20 protein-coding genes and 1 pseudogene are annotated in these 17661 nt (G+C 61.0%); 7 read left to right on the forward strand and 14 right to left on the reverse strand.

What is annotated here, in order from left to right; all coding sequences use genetic code 11:
- Positions 1-271 precede the first annotated feature (271 nt).
- A complete protein-coding gene (tam, locus tag KGA88_RS29260) occupies positions 272-1042 on the reverse strand; it encodes a trans-aconitate 2-methyltransferase (RefSeq protein WP_223596114.1) in 771 nt (256 codons plus the stop codon).
- A gap of 154 nt (positions 1043-1196) precedes the next feature.
- Between tam and KGA88_RS29265 the strand changes: the two genes are divergently transcribed.
- Complete coding sequence (locus tag KGA88_RS29265; protein ID WP_110661695.1) at positions 1197-1607, forward strand: low affinity iron permease family protein; 411 nt, start codon at positions 1197-1199, stop codon at positions 1605-1607.
- A 3-nt stretch (positions 1608-1610) separates the two neighbouring features.
- Here the strand turns inward: KGA88_RS29265 and KGA88_RS29270 are convergent, their stop codons facing one another.
- From KGA88_RS29270 to KGA88_RS29285, 4 genes are all read right to left on the reverse strand, one after another.
- Positions 1611-2114 (reverse strand): DUF4142 domain-containing protein, encoded by a 504-nt coding sequence (locus tag KGA88_RS29270; RefSeq protein ID WP_110661696.1) that lies wholly within the window; start codon positions 2112-2114, stop codon positions 1611-1613.
- A gap of 73 nt (positions 2115-2187) precedes the next feature.
- Positions 2188-2346 (reverse strand): KGG domain-containing protein, encoded by a 159-nt coding sequence (locus KGA88_RS29275; RefSeq protein ID WP_007982976.1) that lies wholly within the window; start codon positions 2344-2346, stop codon positions 2188-2190.
- Positions 2347-2464: 118 nt separating this feature from the next.
- Positions 2465-3811 (reverse strand): bifunctional diguanylate cyclase/phosphodiesterase, encoded by a 1347-nt coding sequence (locus KGA88_RS29280; protein ID WP_110661697.1) that lies wholly within the window; start codon positions 3809-3811, stop codon positions 2465-2467.
- 79 nt (positions 3812-3890) lie between these two features.
- The gene (locus KGA88_RS29285; RefSeq protein ID WP_223596116.1) at positions 3891-4529 is read right to left on the reverse strand and encodes a LysE family translocator; all 639 of its coding nucleotides are present in this window, start codon (positions 4527-4529) and stop codon (positions 3891-3893) included.
- Positions 4530-4619: 90 nt separating this feature from the next.
- Between KGA88_RS29285 and KGA88_RS29290 the strand changes: the two are divergent.
- Positions 4620-4727: pseudogene (locus KGA88_RS29290) on the forward strand (type II toxin-antitoxin system RelE/ParE family toxin); the annotation flags it as partial.
- Between the two features lie 111 nt (positions 4728-4838).
- Here KGA88_RS29290 and KGA88_RS29295 read toward each other — a convergent pair.
- A complete protein-coding gene (locus KGA88_RS29295; protein WP_223596118.1) occupies positions 4839-5786 on the reverse strand; it encodes a LysR substrate-binding domain-containing protein in 948 nt (315 codons plus the stop codon).
- Between the two features lie 77 nt (positions 5787-5863).
- Here KGA88_RS29295 and KGA88_RS29300 point away from each other — a divergent pair, with 77 nt between their 5' ends.
- Positions 5864-6352, forward strand: coding sequence for a DMT family transporter (locus KGA88_RS29300; protein ID WP_110661042.1), 489 nt, complete (start codon positions 5864-5866; stop codon positions 6350-6352).
- A 78-nt stretch (positions 6353-6430) separates the two neighbouring features.
- Here the strand turns inward: KGA88_RS29300 and KGA88_RS29305 are convergent, their stop codons facing one another.
- From KGA88_RS29305 to KGA88_RS29320, 4 genes are all read right to left on the reverse strand, one after another.
- Entirely contained in the window at positions 6431-7762 is a 1332-nt protein-coding gene (locus KGA88_RS29305; RefSeq protein WP_110661041.1) for an MFS transporter, read from the reverse strand.
- Positions 7763-7948: 186 nt separating this feature from the next.
- Positions 7949-8875, reverse strand: a complete 927-nt coding sequence (locus tag KGA88_RS29310) for a hydroxymethylglutaryl-CoA lyase (RefSeq protein ID WP_110661040.1) — start codon at positions 8873-8875, stop codon at positions 7949-7951.
- Complete coding sequence (locus KGA88_RS29315; RefSeq protein WP_223596120.1) at positions 8872-10065, reverse strand: CaiB/BaiF CoA transferase family protein; 1194 nt, start codon at positions 10063-10065, stop codon at positions 8872-8874. The genes KGA88_RS29310 and KGA88_RS29315 overlap by 4 nt, the downstream gene beginning before the upstream one ends.
- A gap of 225 nt (positions 10066-10290) precedes the next feature.
- Positions 10291-11199, reverse strand: a complete 909-nt coding sequence (locus KGA88_RS29320; protein ID WP_223596121.1) for a LysR family transcriptional regulator — start codon at positions 11197-11199, stop codon at positions 10291-10293.
- Between the two features lie 132 nt (positions 11200-11331).
- Between KGA88_RS29320 and KGA88_RS29325 the strand changes: the two genes are divergently transcribed.
- Positions 11332-12351 (forward strand): DUF4917 family protein, encoded by a 1020-nt coding sequence (locus KGA88_RS29325; protein ID WP_223596123.1) that lies wholly within the window; start codon positions 11332-11334, stop codon positions 12349-12351.
- Between the two features lie 102 nt (positions 12352-12453).
- Here the strand turns inward: KGA88_RS29325 and KGA88_RS29330 are convergent, their stop codons facing one another.
- Positions 12454-12996 carry a helix-turn-helix domain-containing protein gene (locus KGA88_RS29330; RefSeq protein WP_223596125.1) on the reverse strand — a complete coding sequence of 181 codons (543 nt, stop codon included), beginning with the start codon at positions 12994-12996 and terminating at the stop codon, positions 12454-12456.
- 159 nt (positions 12997-13155) lie between these two features.
- Here KGA88_RS29330 and KGA88_RS29335 point away from each other — a divergent pair, with 159 nt between their 5' ends.
- Complete coding sequence (locus tag KGA88_RS29335) at positions 13156-13938, forward strand: aldolase (protein ID WP_223596126.1); 783 nt, start codon at positions 13156-13158, stop codon at positions 13936-13938.
- Positions 13939-13964: 26 nt separating this feature from the next.
- Entirely contained in the window at positions 13965-14852 is an 888-nt protein-coding gene (locus KGA88_RS29340; RefSeq protein WP_223596127.1) for a dihydrodipicolinate synthase family protein, read from the forward strand.
- Positions 14853-14982: 130 nt separating this feature from the next.
- On the opposite strand, the gene KGA88_RS29345 is transcribed toward KGA88_RS29340, so the two are convergent.
- From KGA88_RS29345 to KGA88_RS29355, 3 genes are all read right to left on the reverse strand, one after another.
- Positions 14983-15327: a YegP family protein gene (locus tag KGA88_RS29345; RefSeq protein WP_110662481.1), complete on the reverse strand. Its 345-nt coding sequence runs from the start codon at positions 15325-15327 to the stop codon at positions 14983-14985.
- A 164-nt stretch (positions 15328-15491) separates the two neighbouring features.
- The gene (locus tag KGA88_RS29350; protein ID WP_110662480.1) at positions 15492-15797 is read right to left on the reverse strand and encodes a ribbon-helix-helix domain-containing protein; all 306 of its coding nucleotides are present in this window, start codon (positions 15795-15797) and stop codon (positions 15492-15494) included.
- Positions 15798-15811: 14 nt separating this feature from the next.
- Positions 15812-16393, reverse strand: a complete 582-nt coding sequence (locus tag KGA88_RS29355; RefSeq protein ID WP_110662479.1) for a DJ-1/PfpI family protein — start codon at positions 16391-16393, stop codon at positions 15812-15814.
- Positions 16394-16715: 322 nt separating this feature from the next.
- Here KGA88_RS29355 and KGA88_RS29360 point away from each other — a divergent pair, with 322 nt between their 5' ends.
- On the forward strand, positions 16716-17606 hold the full coding sequence (locus KGA88_RS29360; RefSeq protein ID WP_110661861.1) for a DMT family transporter: 891 nt from the start codon (positions 16716-16718) through the stop codon (positions 17604-17606).
- Positions 17607-17661: the final 55 nt, after the last annotated feature.

Here is a 17661-nt window from a genome sequence, read left to right on the forward strand (position 1 = left end):
CGGAAGAAGACACGGATTGATCAAACGAACTATGATTTTTCATGGACTCGCCCTCGCTGTCGTTGGCTGTTTAGACTGCCACCGTGGCGCATTGACGCCTCGGCTTGGGCGAGTCCATCCAATTACAAGGGACTGCGTCCTGGTCGAAAATATGTGAACGCCGAACTGTAGGAGCCGGCTTGCTGGCGATGGACTCAGGTGCGCCGCGTTTGTCCGGATCACACGCGTTATAAGACCATCGCTGGCAAGCCAGTTCCTACAGGAGTTCGCATCAGCGAGTGGCGACGATAAACAGTCGCGGGAACGGCAACAGCACCGAACCATCGGCCAAGGCCGGATACGCCTGCTCGATAGCCGCCTGATATTGCTTCAGGTACTGCGCCCGTTCCGCTTCGTCCAGCGGATCGAGGAACGGCCGCAGGCCACTGCCCTTGAACCACTCCACCACACCAGAGGCACCGCCCGCGAGCGGATGATGGTAGGTGGTGCGCCACACGTCGACGCGGGTGCAACAAGCCTTGAGGATCGAGTAGTAACCGCTGGCACTGTCCATTTCCGTGCGCTGCCCCGCAGCGCCTGTCAGTTTGCCTACCCATGGACCGTCAGCGGCCACTTCGCGCATCAAGCGGTGTGAAGGTTCATTGAGGTTGTCAGGCATCTGGATCGCCAGGCTGCCACCCGGTGCCAGCTTGCTAACCAGTGAAGGCAATAACACGGCGTGATCAGGCAGCCACTGCAATACCGCGTTGGCAAATATCACGTCGAACGGGCCGTTGTCGTTCCAGGTGTCGATACCGGCGATGTCGAACTGCACCTGCGGCAAGCGCTTGCGTGCGGCTTCGATCATGTCGATCGAACTGTCCAGCCCTCGGACCGTGGCGCTGGCAAAACGCTCGACCAGCAACTCGGTGGAGTTACCGGGGCCACAACCGATATCGATGGCCGAACACACGTTCCCGGCGGGGATGGCCGCCAGCAGGTCACGGGCGGGACGGGTGCGTTCATCTTCAAAAGCGACGTACTGTTTGGCGGACCAACTCATTGCGTTCTCCTGTCGGTGTGTTGTCCTCGGGTCGCTACGATACCGCGGCGAGCAGCGCCAAAGGTTTCAGAAAATCACCTTTTCACTCGTGTCGAATTTTCATCCTTGCGCCACTGTCTGAAAATCAGGCGTCTCCTAAAAAAGGAACATGGTCATGAAATTCGCAAAAATCGCGCAGAAGCTCGCCCTCTGGACCGGTAGCCCGAAGACCTTCCTGGGGGCGATCACTCTGATTTTTCTGTGGGGGCTGAGCGGGCCGATTTTTCATTTCAACGATACGTGGCAACTGATCATCAATACCTCGACCACCATCATCACGTTCCTGATGGTGTTCCTGATCCAGAACACGCAGAACCGTGACACCGACATTTTGCATCTGAAGGTTGATGAGTTGTTGCGGGTGACGAAAGAGGCGCAGAACGCGATGCTGGGGCTTGAGGCGCTGGACCTCAAGGAGCTGGAAAAGCTGAGACAGCACTATCGCAGCCTTGGTGAGGGCCTGACCATTGACCTGGACGGCACCGTCGTCCAGGAAAAGGGCCAGCAAAATCTGAACAACTGCTGATGATCAGCTTCTGGCCTGCAACGCCTTGGCCATTTGCAGATGATTTTGCAGTTTGGGCAGGGTTTCTTCGGCGAACGCCTTGATCTGCGGCACGTCGGTGGTTTGTGCTTCCTGCTGCAGCTGATTGATGGCTTCCTGTGTGGTCTTCACCTGACTGGCCGTGTAGGCCTCATCAAAGGTTGCACCCTCCATGGCTTGTGGCATCAGGGCCTTGGCCTTTTCGACAATTTCTTCCCGCGGGGCCACGGGCAAATCCAGTTGCTTGGCGATTTTCGCCAGGTGCTGGTTGGCGGTGGTGCGGTCGTTGATGACGACAATGGTGTAGTCCTTGACCTCTCTGGACTCGGTCTTCTGGTGCGCCAGGCGACTGGCCTCGATGTCGGCCATGCCTTGGGCCGAGGCCTCGTCGATAAATTCGGCGGGCGATTGGGCAAAGGCGCCGCTGGCAAACAGGCCCAGCAACGTGGCAAAACTGGTATTGCATAATCGGGTGGCCATCCGGTTCATGGTCGCGCCCTCCTCTTTCAAATTCAAACGGGAGCTTTCGCCCCCGCCTCTCAATCAAAACCACCTGCATCCTTTAACGGGATTTCTGACCGCCCTTGCGGCCCATGTCGGGTTTCGCCGGGTCTTTATCGACGGTCGTAGTGGTGGTTTTCCCACCCTTGCGACCGGCTTCTGAGGCCTTCGTTCGATCGTTGGCGAAGTTCCCGGAGTTCGAGTTTCTTGAATTAGGCATGATTCTCTTCCTCTTGGTGGTAGTCGCGGCGAGCTTGCGCCCGCATAGAATCTGAATTTGCGCGTCCCAAAAGGTTTAGAAAAATGCGCGGATAGCGCGACGAACGGTGCCCGGGTTGTCAGACCAGTCGCAGGTGATTCTCGCGCTTGGCGCAGTACATCGCCTCGTCGGCATGCCGGAACAATTGCTTCTCTTCGGTACCATGATCGGGGTATCGGGCGACGCCGATACTTGGCTGGATGTTCAGGCTGAGGCCGTCCAGACGCAGGGGTTGGGCCAGGACCTGACGAACTTTCTCGACCACGATGTCGGTATCGTCCGCCGCATGAATGCTGTGCAGCAGCACCACGAATTCATCGCCGCCGATGCGCGCCACGGTGTCGGTTTCCCGCACGCAGCCCTTGAGCCGATTGGCCACCGCTTGCAGCAGCATATCGCCGACCGCATGGCCGTGGGTGTCGTTGACTTGCTTGAAGCGGTCGAGGTCGACGTACAGCAACGCCATGTACCCGCCGTCCTCCCGGGCCACTTGCAGTGAGGCCTTGAGCCGGTCGCGCAGCAGCTCACGGTTGGGCAACTGGGTCAGTTGATCGTACTGGGCCATGTGTTGCAGGCGGGCGTGCAACTGCTTGCGCTCGATGGCGGTCGCGACCTGGGCGCAGACGTATTGCAGCAGTTCCTTGTCTTGCTCGGTGTAACGCTCGCCGCCCGGAATGCTTTTGACGATCAACGCGCCGATGGTGCCGTTTTGCGAGTTCAGCGGCACACCCAGCCAACAAGGTGCGTTCTGCTCGGTCACCAGCACTTCGAAGCCGGCAGGAGGCGTGCTCTGATCTGGCGTCAGCAAGATCGGCTGCCCCGTGCGGATCACTTCGGCGCACAGACGCCCGGTCATGGTTCCGGGCTGTTCGGGCTGTGGCTCGTGGTCATCGACGTGATAAGGGAAATTCAACTGTGCGCAGTGCTCGTCGTACAGCGCCACGGAAAAATTCAGTGCCGGCAGCCATTCGCCGATGATCATGTGGATGCGCTTGAACAACGCCAGCAGGTCCTCCGCCGCATGGGCCGCTTCGGAAATCGCATAGAGCGCGGCTTGTCGGGACTCGGCCTGCTTGCGCTCGGTGATGTCGCGAGCCACGGCGATGCGCAACTGGTCGACCTCGGACCAGCGAGCCGACCAGAGAATGTGCACCACCCGGCCATCCTTGCGCAGGTAGCGGTTTTCGAAGTTGAGCTTGGGTTCGCCACCCATGATTTCCCGGGCGGCGTCGAGGGTGCGCTGACGATCACCCGGGTGCACCATATCGATCATCTGCCGACCGATCAGCTCATCGGCGCTGTAGCCGAAAATACGCTCGCATGCCGCACTGACAAAGACGAAGCGGCCCTGCTTGTCCACCGCACAAACGGCATCCAGCAACAGATCGATATAGCTCGCCAGAGGCGCGGAATTTCGGTTTTCCATGGTTCAGCGTGGGTGTCCCGATAATGCTGCGCTCATCAATCATCCCTGCCCAGTCGGTCGTGCTTCCTTGTCATCACATTCAAGCCTTGTTCGGCATCAGCCCCGGCAACGCATGGACCAGCGCGTTGATGGCAAAACCGATGAACATCACCCCGCACAACCGGGTGATTGCCAGTTCATGACGCTGGTACAAGGTGCGCACTCGCCGCGCACCGACGATGCCGATGAGGATAGCGTAGGCGAGCAATCCGCCGACGAAGCTCAGGCCGATCAGTGCTGGCAGCATTGACCAGCTGAGCAGTTCCGCGCGACTCGACAGTAGCGCCGTGAACGTCGCCACCGCCACCGGATAGGCCTTGGGATTGGTCAGGCCAAACACAATGCCGTGCCAGAACGGCTGCCGCGCCGCGCCCTGCGGCGCATCACCGTTGCCGCGCCGGGCGCTCACCGCACGCCAGCCGAGCCAGAACAGGTACAGGCCGCTGAGCACGCCGAGCACGTCGAACGCGGTACTGCCGATTTCCCGCGCACCGACAATCGCGATCAGCGCCGTGCTGCACCACACCACATCGCCGAGCAAATGCCCGCACAGAAACCCCGCCCCGGCCCGTCGCCCATGGGCCGCGCCAATGCCGAGTACCGCCAGCACGCCCGGCCCCGGGGTGATGCCGTAGATAAAACCCGAGGCAAGCACGGCCATTAGCAACGATGGGGTCATTGGGAGTCCTTTTGAACTGCTTGGTGAATGGTCGCCAGTCTATATCAGGTCATTGCCTGACGACTGAAACATCTCGATAGACGAACGGGCTGGTCCCGCCCTGATCGCCCCTATTTGATTCCCTACCGGGTTCGCCAAGGTCGGCTTCAGGTACTGCGATTTTTTCATACGCGTCGCCTGCCACCTTCCAATGGGTAAAGGCCATTTAAAAAGACTCTTCACGCAACGCAATACCTGTAGGAGCCGGCTTGCCTGCGATGGATTCAAATGCACCGCGTTTATCCGGTTCACACGCGTTATCGTTACCGATCATCGCCGGCAAAGCCGGCTCCTACAAGTGACCGCGTCCTGGTCGAAAACCCCCTCCTCAATCCAGCGATTCAACCAGTTCAACGCCTGATCCCCGCCCCGCCGCTTGTGCCAGGCCAGTACAAAGGTAAACGACGGAATATGAAACGGTGGTGGCACGACAATCAATGAGGACTCATCAATATCGCGCAAGCCTCGGGACGCGACGGTGAGGATCAGGTCGGTGCCGCTGATGAACTGCGGGGCGATGCTCCAGTGTGGCAGGCTGATGGCGACACGCCGGCGTTCGCGCAAGGCGGTCAAGGCGCGCTCGATCTCCGGGGTGCCGCTGCCGCGCATTTCCAACAGGACGTGGGGGCGTGCCAAATAAGTGGGCAGATCCAGGACACCCTCGGCGGGCAGGCTTTTGCGGTCCACCAGGCAGGCGTAGTGCTCTTCGAACAACGGCGTGCTGCGCAACTCATTGGGCATCTCCGGGAATACACCGGCGGCGACATCAATGTCACCGTTGAGCACCCCTTCGAGCATGCTTTCGCGGCTGCCATGGCTGATTTGCAGGTCGATGCCCGGCGCTTCGCGGCGCAAGGTTCGGATCAGTCCCGGCAAGACAATGGCGGCGCCGTAGTCGGACATCGCCAGGCGGAAGGTGCGCCGGGTGGTCGCAGGATCGAAGGCGTTTGGTGCCAGCAGCGCTTGCACCTGAGCCAGGGCTTCGGCCAACGGCGCCACCAGTTCCAGCGCTCGCGCAGTCGGTACCAGGCCGGCACCGGCGCGCACCAGCAGTGGGTCGCCAAGCAGATCGCGCAAACGCGCCAGCGCATGGCTGACCGCTGGCTGGCTCAAGTGCAGACGCTCGGCAGCCCGGGTCACGTGTTGCTCGGCGAGCAAGGCGTCGAGGATCACCAGCAAGTTGAGGTCGATGCGTCGAAGATCATTCATCTGCTGCATGTTCTGAATAACAAAACGGAATTTAAATCTGCGCGACGAATACCCTAGAGTCCAGCAAAACCTGTTGGAGATCGATCATGAGTACGTTGCATTGGGCCGGCCTGATGGGGCTGGCGATGATCGCCGGGGCGGTGGTGCCGTTTCAGAGCGCGATCAACGTCAATCTCGGGCGCGGGTTGGGCCATCCGTTGTGGGCGACGCTCGCTTCGTTGCTGGTGAGCGTTATCGTGCTGTTGCCGATCATTGTTGCGATGCGCTTGCCGTTGCCGTCACTGGCATTCATCAGCAAGGCGCCGCTCTGGATGTGGGCCGGCGGCGCTTTTGGGGTGATATTCATTTCCCTGGCATTGGTGCTGCTGCCCAAACTCGGGGCCGCGGGGTTCATGGCATTGGCGCTGGCGGGGCAAGTGGTGGCGTCGTTGTTGCTGGATCACTACGGCTGGTTTGGATTGGTGGAGCGTCAGCTCACCCTGCCCAAGGTGTTTGGGGTGATGCTGTTGATGGCCGGGGTGGTGTTGATTCAGTTTAGTGACACTGCGCAAAAGGCGATGACAGCGACGTCTTGAAGATCAAAAGATCGCAGCCTCCGGCAGCTCCTACGGGGATGCGTGGTCCGAGCAGGGGCGGCTGAAGGCTGCGATCTTTTAAAACTTATCGAGTGTGCGCAACTTCTGCGGCAACCCCCACAGCAACAGCGCCACCGCAATCAGCGCACACACACCAATGACATACAGCGCCGGCGTGGTGCTGCCGGTCAGGTCCTTGATCCGGCCGACCATCACCGGGCTGACAATGCCGCCGAACTGACCCAGGGTGTTGATCACCGCGATCCCGCCAGCAGCACCCGCGCCGGCACCGGCCAGCAGTTTCGGCGGCAGGGTCCAGAAGCTCGGGATGGAGGCGATGATCCCGGCGCCGAGCAGGCCCAACGCGACGATCAGGAAGGTCGTGTGGCTGGCGAAGATCCCCGCACAGAAGAACCCGACCGCCCCGACCGCCACCAGACCGGCGACATACTTGCGCCGCTCGCCGGAAGCATCGGACAGGCGCCCGATCACCACCATGCTGATGGCGCCGCAGATGTACGGGATGGCGGTCAGCAAGCCGATCATCACCGGACTTTCGGTGCCGGCGCTGCGGATCAGTTGCGGTGCCCAGAAATTCAAGCCGTAGGACGCTACCTGGATCAGGAAGTAGATCAGGCCCAAGGTCAGGAAGCCCGGTATCCGCAATGCGGCGAGCAACGAGCCACCGCTCTTGTGCGGCTCGTGCTGGGCGATGCGGCTGGCCAGCAGGGTCTTCTCCGAGGACGTCAGCCAATGAGCGTCTTCGATGCGGTCCTTGAGCAGGGTCAGCACCAGCAAACCGAGGCCGATGCATGGCACGCCACCGAGCAGGAACAGCCAGTGCCAGCCACGCATGTCCAGGAAGCCGTCTAGGTGTTGCAGTACCAACCCGGAGAATGGCGCACCCACCAGACCGGCGAAGGCCGAGGACAGGAACAGCATCGAGGTGATGCGCCCGCGATAGTGCTGCGGGAACCACAGGGTCAGGTAATACAGCACGCCCGGAGCGAAACCCGCCTCCATCGCACCGATCACGAAGCGCAGGGTGTAGAACTGCCATTCGCTGTTGACGAACACCATGGCCGCCGTGGCCAGGCCCCAGGACATCATGATCCGGGCGATCCAGCGCCGGGCGCCGACCTTGTACAGCATCATGTTGCTGGGCACTTCGAAAATCACATAACCGACCACGAACAACCCGGCGCCGAGGCCGTACGCGGTGTCGCTCAGGCTCAGGTCGGTCTGCAACTGAAACTTGGCGAAGCTGATGTTGATGCGGTCGAAAAAGGCGAACAGGTAGCAGACCATGATCAGCGGCATCAGGCGCCAGGCGACTTTGCTGACCAGGGCTTTTTCGGTGTCGTGGCTAACGGACGGGCTCGCGCTCGCCTCCAGTGCATTCAGGCTCATTGCGGTTCTCCAGGCGGACTTCCCGTGGGTGTCCGATTGTTTTTGTTGTCTGGTTGAGTAGCTCAGCGGAATTGCTTTTACTGTGGGAGCGGGCTTGCTCGCGAAAGCGGTCTGACATTCAGCATTGATGTCGACTGACACTCCGTCTTCGCGAGCAAGCCCGCTCCCACAGGGTTATCGGTTGGGTCAGGAAGGCACGGGGTGCAGGTCACAGTTGCGTCCGGCCTTGGCCAGTTGGCCCGGTACTTCGTGACCGAGCAGCGCCGGCAATCCTCGGGACAGCTTCAGCAACAACGGCAAATCGATGCCGGTGTGAATACCGACTTCATCGCACAGGTTGACCAAGTCTTCGGTACAGATGTTGCCCGACGCCCCCGGTGCAAACGGGCAACCACCGAGGCCGCCGAGGGCCGCGTCGAAGCGCCGGGCACCAGCCTCGTAGGCGGCCAGTACGTTGCACAGGCCAAGGCCACGGGTGTTGTGAAAGTGCAGGGTCAGGTCCTCCGGGGATACCCGTTGCAGCACACGGCGCACCAGCCGGTCGACCTGACGCGGGTTGGCCATGCCCGTGGTGTCGGCCAGGGTGATGCCCTGGATGCCGAGTTCCTGATAGGCCTCGACGATTTGCAGTACGCGGTCCTCATCGATCTTGCCTTCGAACGGGCAGCCGAAGGTGGTGGCGATGCTGGCGTTGAGTCGCACCGGGCTGTCGCCAACGAAGTGCACGATCTCGCCGAACGCCGCCAATGAATCTTCACAACCCATGCGCATGTTCGCCCGGTTGTGGGTCTGGCTGGCGGACATCACAAGGTTCAACTCATCGGCGCGACATGCCAGCGCCCGTTGCGCGCCTTTGAGGTTGGGGATCAGCGCGACGTAGATCACCCCCGGCTGCCGGTTGATGCCCTTGAACACCAGCTCGCCGTCGCGCAGCGCCGGAATGGCCTTGGGCGACACGAACGAACCGGCTTCGATACGGCTGAATCCGGCCAGCGACAACTGATCGATCAGGGCAATCTTGTCGGTGGTTTCAACCCAGGTCGGCTCGATTTGCAAACCGTCGCGCGGGGAGACTTCCTGCACGATCAGGCTGTCGGAATAATCGGTGATCATTGCACCACTCCTTCGACTTTCAGGCGCTCGATGTCGGCAACGGTAAGGCCCAGTTGCGCGAGGATGCCGTCGGTGTGCTGGCCCAGACCGGGGCCGGACCAGTTCACGCCGCCGGGGGTCTCGGAGAGTTTCGGCACGATGCCCGGCATCTTTACCGTGGCGCCACCGGGCAGTTCGGCATTGAGTAGCATGTCCCGCGCCTGATAATGCGGATCGGCGACGATATCGGCCACCGAGTAGATGCGTCCGGCAGGGACTTCGGCGGCCTCCAGGGCGGCCAGTACCTCATCGATGGGCAGGCTGCTGGTCCAGTGGGTGATGGCGGCGTCGAGCACATTGCTCTTGGCTGCACGCCCGTCGTTGTGGGCGAATTCCGGCGCCTCGGCCAGATCGTCGCGGCCGATGGTGTGCATCAGGCGCTTGTAGATCGGATCGCTGTTGCCGGCAATCACCACGTAGGCGCCGTCGGCGGTCAGATAGGTGTTGGACGGCGCAATGCCCGGCAAGGCGCCACCACTGCGTTCGCGCACATGGCCAAGCATGTCGTATTCCGGCACCAGGCTTTCCATGACGTTGAACACGCTTTCGGCCAGGGACACATCAACGATCTGCCCGCCGCCCTGCCCGGTCTTGACCCGAAGCAGCGACATCAGCGCACCGATCACCGCATGCAGCGAAGCCAGGGAATCGCCAAGGCTCACGCCGACCCGCGCCGGCGGCGAACCGGGGGTGCCGGTGGTGTAGCGGATGCCGCCCATGGCTTCGCCTATGGCGCCGAAACCCGGACGATCGCGGTAAGGACCGGTCTGGCCGTAACCGGAAATCCGCACCAGCGTCAGGTTGGGATTGAGCGCGTGCAACACGTCCCAGCCGAGGCCGAGCTTCTCCAGGGCGCCGGGGCGCAGGTTTTCGATCAGCACATCGGCGCTGGTCGCCAGTTGCTTGACCAACTCGATGCCTTCGGGGGATTTGAGGTTCAGCGCCAGGGACTTCTTGTTGCGCGATTGCAGGTACCACCACAGCGAGGTGCCTTCGTGCAGCTTGCGCCATTTGCGCAGGGGATCGCCCTGGCCCATGGCTTCGATCTTGATCACTTCGGCGCCGAACTCGGCCAGCATGCGCGCCGCAAACGGTGCGGCGATCAGCGTGCCGATCTCGATCACTTTGATCGCACTCAAGGGGGCAGTCATCGCGGGGTACCTCTTGTTCTTGGAATATGAGCCAAGGCTAGAGGACAGGAGGCTGGGGAATCCAACCTTCAGTTGGCAACGGGCGTTCGCGAAATGCGAACGCTCGGGGAGATTGTCGTGGCCTCAGGGCCGCCTTCGCGAGCAAGCCCGCTCCCACAGGGGAACGCACTCCAATGTGGGAGCGGGCTTGCTCGCGAAGAGGCCGGCCCATTCAGCCGAGAACTCTCAGGCTGGGCCGCGCAAATGCTCAAACAACATCCGGCTCACCGGCGACAGCAGTGCCTCATCGCGCACCACCAGAATCAACGCCCGATCGGACCATTCGTCCGTCAACGGCACCGCATGCAAACCCAGCGCCCGGCCGAACAATTCATAGGCGCGCTGCGGAAGGATGCCGATCCCCATGTTGGCCTGGACCATGCGACACATGGCATCGAACCCTGGCACATGAATGCGCACCCGCAGGACCTTGCCGGCCTCACGGGCTGCGGCGTGGGTACGCATATTGATCGAACTGGCGGCATGCAGCCCAACGTAATCGCTCTGCAGCGTATCGGCGAAGGCCACGCTCGCACGATTCGCCAATGGATGATTGGGCGGCATCAGCACCACCAGTTTGTCCTGGCGATACAGCACGCTGTGCAGGCCCTTGATGTCACTGTCGATGGAGCAGATCCCGAGGTCGGCCACCCCATCGAGCACGCCCTGAATCACCCCGGCGCTAGGACGTTCTTCGAGGTCGGTCTTGACCTGTGGATGACGCTCGGAAAAATCCCGCAGGTCCTCGGGCAAAAACTGAATGATCGCCGACAGGTTGGCGAGCATCCGCACATAACCGCGCACACCGTGGCTGTGTTCGCCCAGTTCCAGGCCCATTTTCTCGACGTTGAAGAGCATCTGCCGGGCATGGTGCAGCAGCGTTTCACCGGCCGGCGTCAGGGACATGCCCCTGGCCTGGCGCACGAACAGGCTGATGCCCAGCGCCTCCTCCAGCTCCATCAAGCGCTTGCTCGCCGCCGAGACGGCAATCGCTTCGCGCGAGGCAGCGCGGGTCAGCGTGCCCTCTTCATGGACGGCGACGAACAGTTGCAGAGTGATCAGGTCGAGACGGCGAATCAGGCTTTTTTGCAGCATCGGGTACTCGGCGAAGTCGGCTCGGGCAAAGTCGCAGCATAGCGTTGTTCGCCCGAGTCGTGCCGTGGTCCGGGCACCTGGTCGTGATAAAGTCGCCGCCCACAGACCTTTTGCCGTGAGACGAAGACCGCAATGACCGATTTCCAGGATGTCGACGCCCAACTTGAAGACTGGAACGCCTTGCGCAACACCGCTTCGTTCAGTGGTTTGCTGGTGGGCAACGGCGCCAGTCGCGCGGTGTGGGACGATTTCGGCTACGAGTCGCTGTTCGAAAACGCCCGCACCGTTGAAGAAAAACCCCTGAGCCCGTCCGAGCTGAGTGTGTTCGATGCGATGCAGACCCGCAGTTTCGAGCAGGTACTGAGCGCCCTGAAAACCACCAGCCGGGTCAACAAGGCCCTGGCTGTGAGCTCCGCCGCCCCGCGCAATCGCTACTACGCGATCAAGGAAGCGCTGATCAACACCGTGCATGCGGTGCATATCCCGTGGCGGCTGGTGGTGCCATCGACGCTGGCAACGATCAATCAGGAACTGGCCCGCTATCGCACGGTGTTCACCACCAATTACGACCTGCTCAACTACTGGGCGGTGCAACACCAGCCTGAGGCGATCACCGATCTGTTCCAGGGTGCCGAACCGGCTTTCAACCTGAGCGCCACGGCCACCGACAAGACCCGATTGCTGTACCTGCACGGAGGTCTGCACCTGGTGCGCAACCAGGACGGCACGGCTCGCAAAATGATGTCGACCGAGGGCACCTTGCTGGGCAATTTCGCCATCAACAACACGATCAAGACCCTCGACGACGTGCCGCTGTTCGTCAACGAAGGGCCGAGCGCGGACAAGCTCAAGACCATTCGCAGTTCGGACTATCTGTCGTTCTGCTACGAGCAACTACTCGGTCACGGCCAGGCGCTGTGCATCTTCGGCCATGCGCTGGGGGAGCAGGACAGCCACATCATCCACGCCTTGCGCCTGGCGAAACCGCAGGTGCTGGCGATCTCGATTTATCCGCGCAGCAAGGCGTTCGTCCAGCATCAGAAGCGGCATTACGCGAAGGTGTTTGAGGGAACGGGGGTTGAGTTGCGGTTTTTTGATTCAAAGAGCCATGCGTTGGGTGGCCCGAAGCTCACGGTTCCAGTCGAAGTTTAGTACTGGCCGACCTGGCGCTTTCGCGAGCAAGCCCGCTCCCACAGGGGAACGCATTCCAATGTGGGAGCGGGCTTGCTCGCGAAGCTTTTGTGACCTCCCCGCCTATTCTTCGGTGCTATGCACCACCACCAGCAACTGCGCCTGCACCTCACCCACCGAACGAATCCGGTGCGGCTTCTGTGCATTGAAGTGCAACGCATCGCCACGTTCGAGCAGCACGCGCTCGTTCATGAAGTCCACTTCCACTCGTCCTTCGTGGACGAACAGAAACTCCTCGCCCAAGTGCTCCTTGAAGGTCTTGTCGGTGAATTCGGCCGGCGGGTAAATGATGAACGGCAACAGGCTGCGTTCGCTGACCTGATGGGCCAGCACCGCGTAACCCGAATTGCTGTCACTGGCACCCAAAGGTTGCCGCTCGTGGCTGCGCACCAGGCTGTAGCTGTCGAGGGTGACGTTATCTTCGCAGAACAATTCCTCGACCTTCACGTTCAGCGCCTTGGCCAGTTTCAGGGCGGCAGCAATCGACGGAGTGTTCAGCCCGCGCTCGACTTTCGACAGGTAACTCTTGGTCATGCCGGATTGTTCGGCCAAGGCTTCCAAGGTCACGCCAAGTTTTTTTCTTAGTAATTTCAAACGGATAGACATTTAGAGCGGTTAATCCATCAAGGAGGCAACGATTTGTCCTTGCCAATGACACAATGTGTCATATAGCCTCTTTAGTGTCATTTGCGCTCACCGACAACTTTGCGAGGAACCGGTAAGCAGCAAACCCGACGTCCATTGAATCACCCAAAGGACACCGATATGGCCAAGACATTAGCACTGCCCAAAGAGCAACTGGTCAAGCACGCGCTGAACCAAATGCAAAATACCCTGGCGGATAATACGTGGACCGCCCGGCAAAAGCTGGCCCTGACCTGCCGCATCCTGTTCGAGCACGGTCACGATTCCGGCCTTGCCGGGCAGATCACCGCCCGTGGCCCACAGCCCGGCACTTACTACACTCAGCAACTGGGCCTGGGTTTCGACGAAATCAGCGCGGGCAACCTGCTGCTGGTCAACGAGGACCTGGAGGTGCTCGAAGGCCACGGCATGCCCAACCCGGCCAATCGTTTTCACAGCTGGGTGTACCGCGCCCGCCCGGATGTGAACTGCATCATTCACACCCATCCGACCCACGTTGCGGCCTTGTCGATGCTGGAAGTGCCGCTGCAGATTTCCCACATGGACCTCTGCCCGCTCTATGACGACTGCGCGTTTCTCGAAGGCTGGCCGGGCGTGCCGGTGGGTAACGAAGAAGGTGAGTTGATTGCCGGGGCACTGGGCGACAAACGGGCAATCCTGCTCTCACACCATGGTCAATTGTCCACCGGCAGCACCATCGAGGAAGCCTGTGTCATCGCGCAACTGATCGAACGCGCCGCGAAGCTGCAACTGCTGGCAATGAGCGCCGGGACCATCAAGCCGATCATTCCCGAACTGGGCCGTGAAGCCCATGACTGGATTGCCCGACCGAAACGCCACGCCGCCGCTTTCAACTACTACGCCCGGCAGATCCTGCGCCAACACGCCGATTGCCTGAACTGAACCCATTGATAAAACGGAGAGACACCATGTCCACCGCAAACATTCACGGCATCATCGGCTACACCATCACCCCTTTTACCGCCGATGGCGAAGGCGTTGACCTGGACGCCCTCGGGCGTTCCATCGACCGTCTGATCGAGGGCGGCGTGCACGCCATCGCACCGCTGGGCAGCACCGGCGAAGGTGCCTACCTGAGCGACGCCGAGTGGGATCAGGTCAGCGAGTTCAGCATCAGGCACGTGGCCAAACGCGTGCCGACCGTCGTCAGCGTGTCTGACCTGACCACCGCTAGAGCGGTGCGTCGCGCACGTTTCGCCGAAGCCCATGGCGCCGATGTGGTGATGGTACTGCCCGCGTCCTACTGGAAACTCAGCGAAGCGGAAATCCTCGCCCATTACCGCGCCATCGGCGACAGCATCGGCGTGCCGATCATGCTCTACAACAACCCGGCCACCAGCGGCACCGACATGTCGGTGGAGCTGATCCTGCGCATCGTCAACGCCGTGGAAAACGTGACCATGGTCAAGGAGAGCACCGGCGACATCCAGCGCATGCACCAACTGCAACGCCTCGGCGAAGGCCGGGTGCCGTTCTACAACGGCTGCAACCCATTGGCCCTGGAGGCCTTTGCCGCGGGCGCAAAAGGCTGGTGCACCGCCGCGTCGAACCTGATCCCGCAGCTCAATCTGGATTTGTACGAAGCAGTGCTGGCCAATGATTTACGCAAGGCCCGCGAGCTGTTCTATCGCCAGTTGCCGCTGCTGGATTTCATCCTCAAGGGTGGCTTGCCAGCGACGATAAAGGCGGGGTTGCGGGCGACGGGACTGGAGGTGGGGGATCCGCGGCTGCCGGTGTTCCCGTTGAGCGAGGCGGCTTGTGAACAACTGCAAGGGTTGCTGAAAGTCTTGCGCTGATCCGCAATCACACAGAGCCCCCCTGTAGGAGCTGGCTTGCCAGCGATAGCGTCATACCAGACGACATCATCGTTGGATGTGCCGGCCTCATCGCTGGCAAGCCAGCTCCTACAAGGGATGTGTGGCGGGATCAAAGCACCGGCAACGTCTTGTCCTTGACCACCTTGGTCGAGCCGTTGGCCTTCACACTGGCAATGCCTTTTTCCATGGCGGCATCAGAGGAATAGGCCTCGCTGCTGCCAATGATTTCGTGGTTGCCCGCCTTGAGGTTGAAATACGGGTGGCCGTCCTTGGTGGTTTTCTTCTCGTAACGCTCATCCAGTGGGCTGTTGGCCTGGACCGAGGCGATGCCTTTGTCGGCGGCGGCGTGGGTGGTGTACAGCTCGCTGGTCAGAATGGTCTCGGCGTTGGCCGCCTTGAGGACAAACCTGAATTGGCCACTGCTGCTTTTGCTCACTTCATACCATCCGGACATGCTTTTTCTCCTTGGCGATTGAGAGGTTGCGCGCTTCAGAGTAAAGACCAGACTGCTATTTCTGTCGCCTGTGCCTGCCCCTTCGCGAGCAAGCCCACTCCGACAGGGATCACATTGAACCTGTGGGAGCGGGCTTGCTCGCGAAGGGGTCGACGCAGTTTTGACTATTTCACCACTGCCCGCACCACCGACAACTCCGGCGCCTGCGTGCGCCGCTGACTCAGATACCGCGTACAACTGACCCGCAGGAACGAAGCAAAATTGACCACCTCGCCGCGATAGTCCATCACCTCTTCATACAGCTTGGCGATCAACTGATTGGTGGTCATGCCGTCGACTTCGGCAATTTCGCTGAGGATGTCCCAGAACTGATTCTCCAGCCGCAGGGTGGTGACCACCCCGCAGATACGCAGCGAGCGGGAGCGCGATTCGTAGAGTATCGGGTCGGCTTTGACGTACAGCTCGCACATGGGCATGTCCCTCGTTACAACGTGATTTTGGTACCCAGCAACCCCAGGAAACCGGCCAGCCAGTTCGGGTGCGCAGGCCAGGCCGGCGCCGTGGCCAGATTGCCCTGAACATGGCCGTCCGTCACCGCAATATCGATATACGTACCGCCCGCCAGTCGCACTTCCGGAGCGCAGGCCGGATAAGCGCTGCATTCGCGGCCTTCGAGAACTCCCGCTGCCGCCAGCAACTGCGCGCCATGGCACACGGCGGCGATCGGCTTGCCGGCCTGGTCGAATGCACGCACCAGCTCCAGGACCTTTTCGTTCAGGCGCAGGTACTCCGGCGCACGGCCGCCCGGAATCAGCACGGCGTCATAATCGGCGGCGTTGACCTTGGCGAAATCGAAGTTCAGGGCAAACAGGTGACCGGGTTTTTCGCTGTAGGTCTGGTCGCCTTCAAAGTCATGGATCGCCGTGCGCACGGTCTGGCCGGCGGTCTTGTCCGGGCAAACGGCGTGCACCGTGTGGCCGACCATCAACAGCGCCTGGAACGGCACCATCACTTCATAGTCTTCGACGTAGTCACCGACCAGCATCAGGATCTTTTTCGCAGCCATGGGGAGGACTCCTCTGGAAGTGGGCGTGCAGGAGTATTCAAGGTAGTCCTTATCCAGCTGGGCGGGTAACAACCGGCTACTACCTTGTGGCGAGGGGGCTTACCCCCGTTCGCCTGCGAAGCAGGCGCTAAATCGGACAGCACGGTTCGATTGATGAAACCGGAAAGGGGCTGCTGCGCAGCCCAACGGGGGCAAGCCCCCTCGCCACAAAGGTTTGTTTGCAACTGTACGGATAAGTCTGTGCCTAGCTGTAACAGCGGGAAACCCACGGTTTATGGCTATATGGAGCCTTACCCCATCACCCACGATTCTGGTTGCCATCATGTCCTCGCGCGAAAACACCGGCATGGCCCTGGGCCTGCTCGGCGTTGTGATCTTCAGCCTCACCCTGCCCTTCACCCGGATTGTCGTGCAGGAACTCCACCCCCTGCTTAACGGCCTGGGCCGGGCACTGTTTGCGGCGGTTCCGGCGGCGTTACTGTTGCTGTGGCGCCGGGAAAAATGGCCGACCTGGAAGCAGGTAAAAGGCCTCACGCTGGTGATGGCCGGGGTGATCCTCGGCTTCCCGGTATTGTCGGCATGGGCCATGCAAACCTTGCCGGCATCCCACGGCGCGCTGGTCAACGGTCTGCAGCCGCTGTGCGTAGCGCTGTATGCCGCGTGGCTGTCCCATGAACGGCCTTCGAAAGCCTTCTGGGCCTGCGCAGCACTGGGCAGCGCGCTGGTGCTCGGTTATGCACTGATCAGCGGCGCCGGCAGCATTCAGGGCGGTGACTTGCTGATGCTTGGCGCCATTGCCGTGGGCGGATTGGGCTACGCCGAGGGAGGCCGACTGGCCAGGGAAATGGGCGGCTGGCAGGTGATCTGTTGGGCGCTGGTGCTGTCGACGCCACTGCTGATCGGCCCGGTGGTGTATCTGGCGCTGCAGCATCAGGGCGAAATTTCCGCCAAGACCTGGTGGGCCTTCGGTTATGTCTCGCTGTTTTCACAGTTCATCGGCTTTTTCGCCTGGTACGCCGGGCTGGCCATGGGCGGCATTGCCCGGGTCAGTCAGATCCAGTTGCTGCAGATCTTCTTCACCATCGCCTTTTCGGCGTTGTTCTTCGGGGAACATGTGGAGCCGATCACCTGGCTGTTTGCTGGCGGGGTGATTGTCACTGTGATGCTGGGGCGCAAGACGGCAGTCAGCCCCGCGCGCATTGCCACCACATGAACCCTGTAGGAGCCGGCTTGCTGGCGATGGCGATTTTGAGGACGCCATCGCCAGC

This window comes from Pseudomonas sp. A-R-19 (genome assembly GCF_019956575.1).
Classification (GTDB): domain Bacteria; phylum Pseudomonadota; class Gammaproteobacteria; order Pseudomonadales; family Pseudomonadaceae; genus Aquipseudomonas.

Bases quoted from the DNA above. Each gene is read 5' to 3' on its own strand.
- tam (WP_223596114.1), bottom strand. From the start codon at position 1,042: ATGAGTTGGTCCGCCAAACAGTACGTCGCTTTTGAAGATGAACGCACC.
- KGA88_RS29265 (WP_110661695.1), top strand. From the start codon at position 1,197: ATGAAATTCGCAAAAATCGCGCAGAAGCTCGCCCTCTGGACCGGTAGC.
- KGA88_RS29270 (WP_110661696.1), bottom strand. From the start codon at position 2,114: ATGAACCGGATGGCCACCCGATTATGCAATACCAGTTTTGCCACGTTG.
- KGA88_RS29275 (WP_007982976.1), bottom strand. From the start codon at position 2,346: ATGCCTAATTCAAGAAACTCGAACTCCGGGAACTTCGCCAACGATCGA.
- KGA88_RS29280 (WP_110661697.1), bottom strand. From the start codon at position 3,811: ATGGAAAACCGAAATTCCGCGCCTCTGGCGAGCTATATCGATCTGTTG.
- KGA88_RS29285 (WP_223596116.1), bottom strand. From the start codon at position 4,529: ATGACCCCATCGTTGCTAATGGCCGTGCTTGCCTCGGGTTTTATCTAC.
- KGA88_RS29295 (WP_223596118.1), bottom strand. From the start codon at position 5,786: ATGCAGCAGATGAATGATCTTCGACGCATCGACCTCAACTTGCTGGTG.
- KGA88_RS29300 (WP_110661042.1), top strand. From the start codon at position 5,864: ATGAGTACGTTGCATTGGGCCGGCCTGATGGGGCTGGCGATGATCGCC.
- KGA88_RS29305 (WP_110661041.1), bottom strand. From the start codon at position 7,762: ATGAGCCTGAATGCACTGGAGGCGAGCGCGAGCCCGTCCGTTAGCCAC.
- KGA88_RS29310 (WP_110661040.1), bottom strand. From the start codon at position 8,875: ATGATCACCGATTATTCCGACAGCCTGATCGTGCAGGAAGTCTCCCCG.
- KGA88_RS29315 (WP_223596120.1), bottom strand. From the start codon at position 10,065: ATGACTGCCCCCTTGAGTGCGATCAAAGTGATCGAGATCGGCACGCTG.
- KGA88_RS29320 (WP_223596121.1), bottom strand. From the start codon at position 11,199: ATGCTGCAAAAAAGCCTGATTCGCCGTCTCGACCTGATCACTCTGCAA.
- KGA88_RS29325 (WP_223596123.1), top strand. From the start codon at position 11,332: ATGACCGATTTCCAGGATGTCGACGCCCAACTTGAAGACTGGAACGCC.
- KGA88_RS29330 (WP_223596125.1), bottom strand. From the start codon at position 12,996: ATGTCTATCCGTTTGAAATTACTAAGAAAAAAACTTGGCGTGACCTTG.
- KGA88_RS29335 (WP_223596126.1), top strand. From the start codon at position 13,156: ATGGCCAAGACATTAGCACTGCCCAAAGAGCAACTGGTCAAGCACGCG.
- KGA88_RS29340 (WP_223596127.1), top strand. From the start codon at position 13,965: ATGTCCACCGCAAACATTCACGGCATCATCGGCTACACCATCACCCCT.
- KGA88_RS29345 (WP_110662481.1), bottom strand. From the start codon at position 15,327: ATGTCCGGATGGTATGAAGTGAGCAAAAGCAGCAGTGGCCAATTCAGG.
- KGA88_RS29350 (WP_110662480.1), bottom strand. From the start codon at position 15,797: ATGTGCGAGCTGTACGTCAAAGCCGACCCGATACTCTACGAATCGCGC.
- KGA88_RS29355 (WP_110662479.1), bottom strand. From the start codon at position 16,393: ATGGCTGCGAAAAAGATCCTGATGCTGGTCGGTGACTACGTCGAAGAC.
- KGA88_RS29360 (WP_110661861.1), top strand. From the start codon at position 16,716: ATGTCCTCGCGCGAAAACACCGGCATGGCCCTGGGCCTGCTCGGCGTT.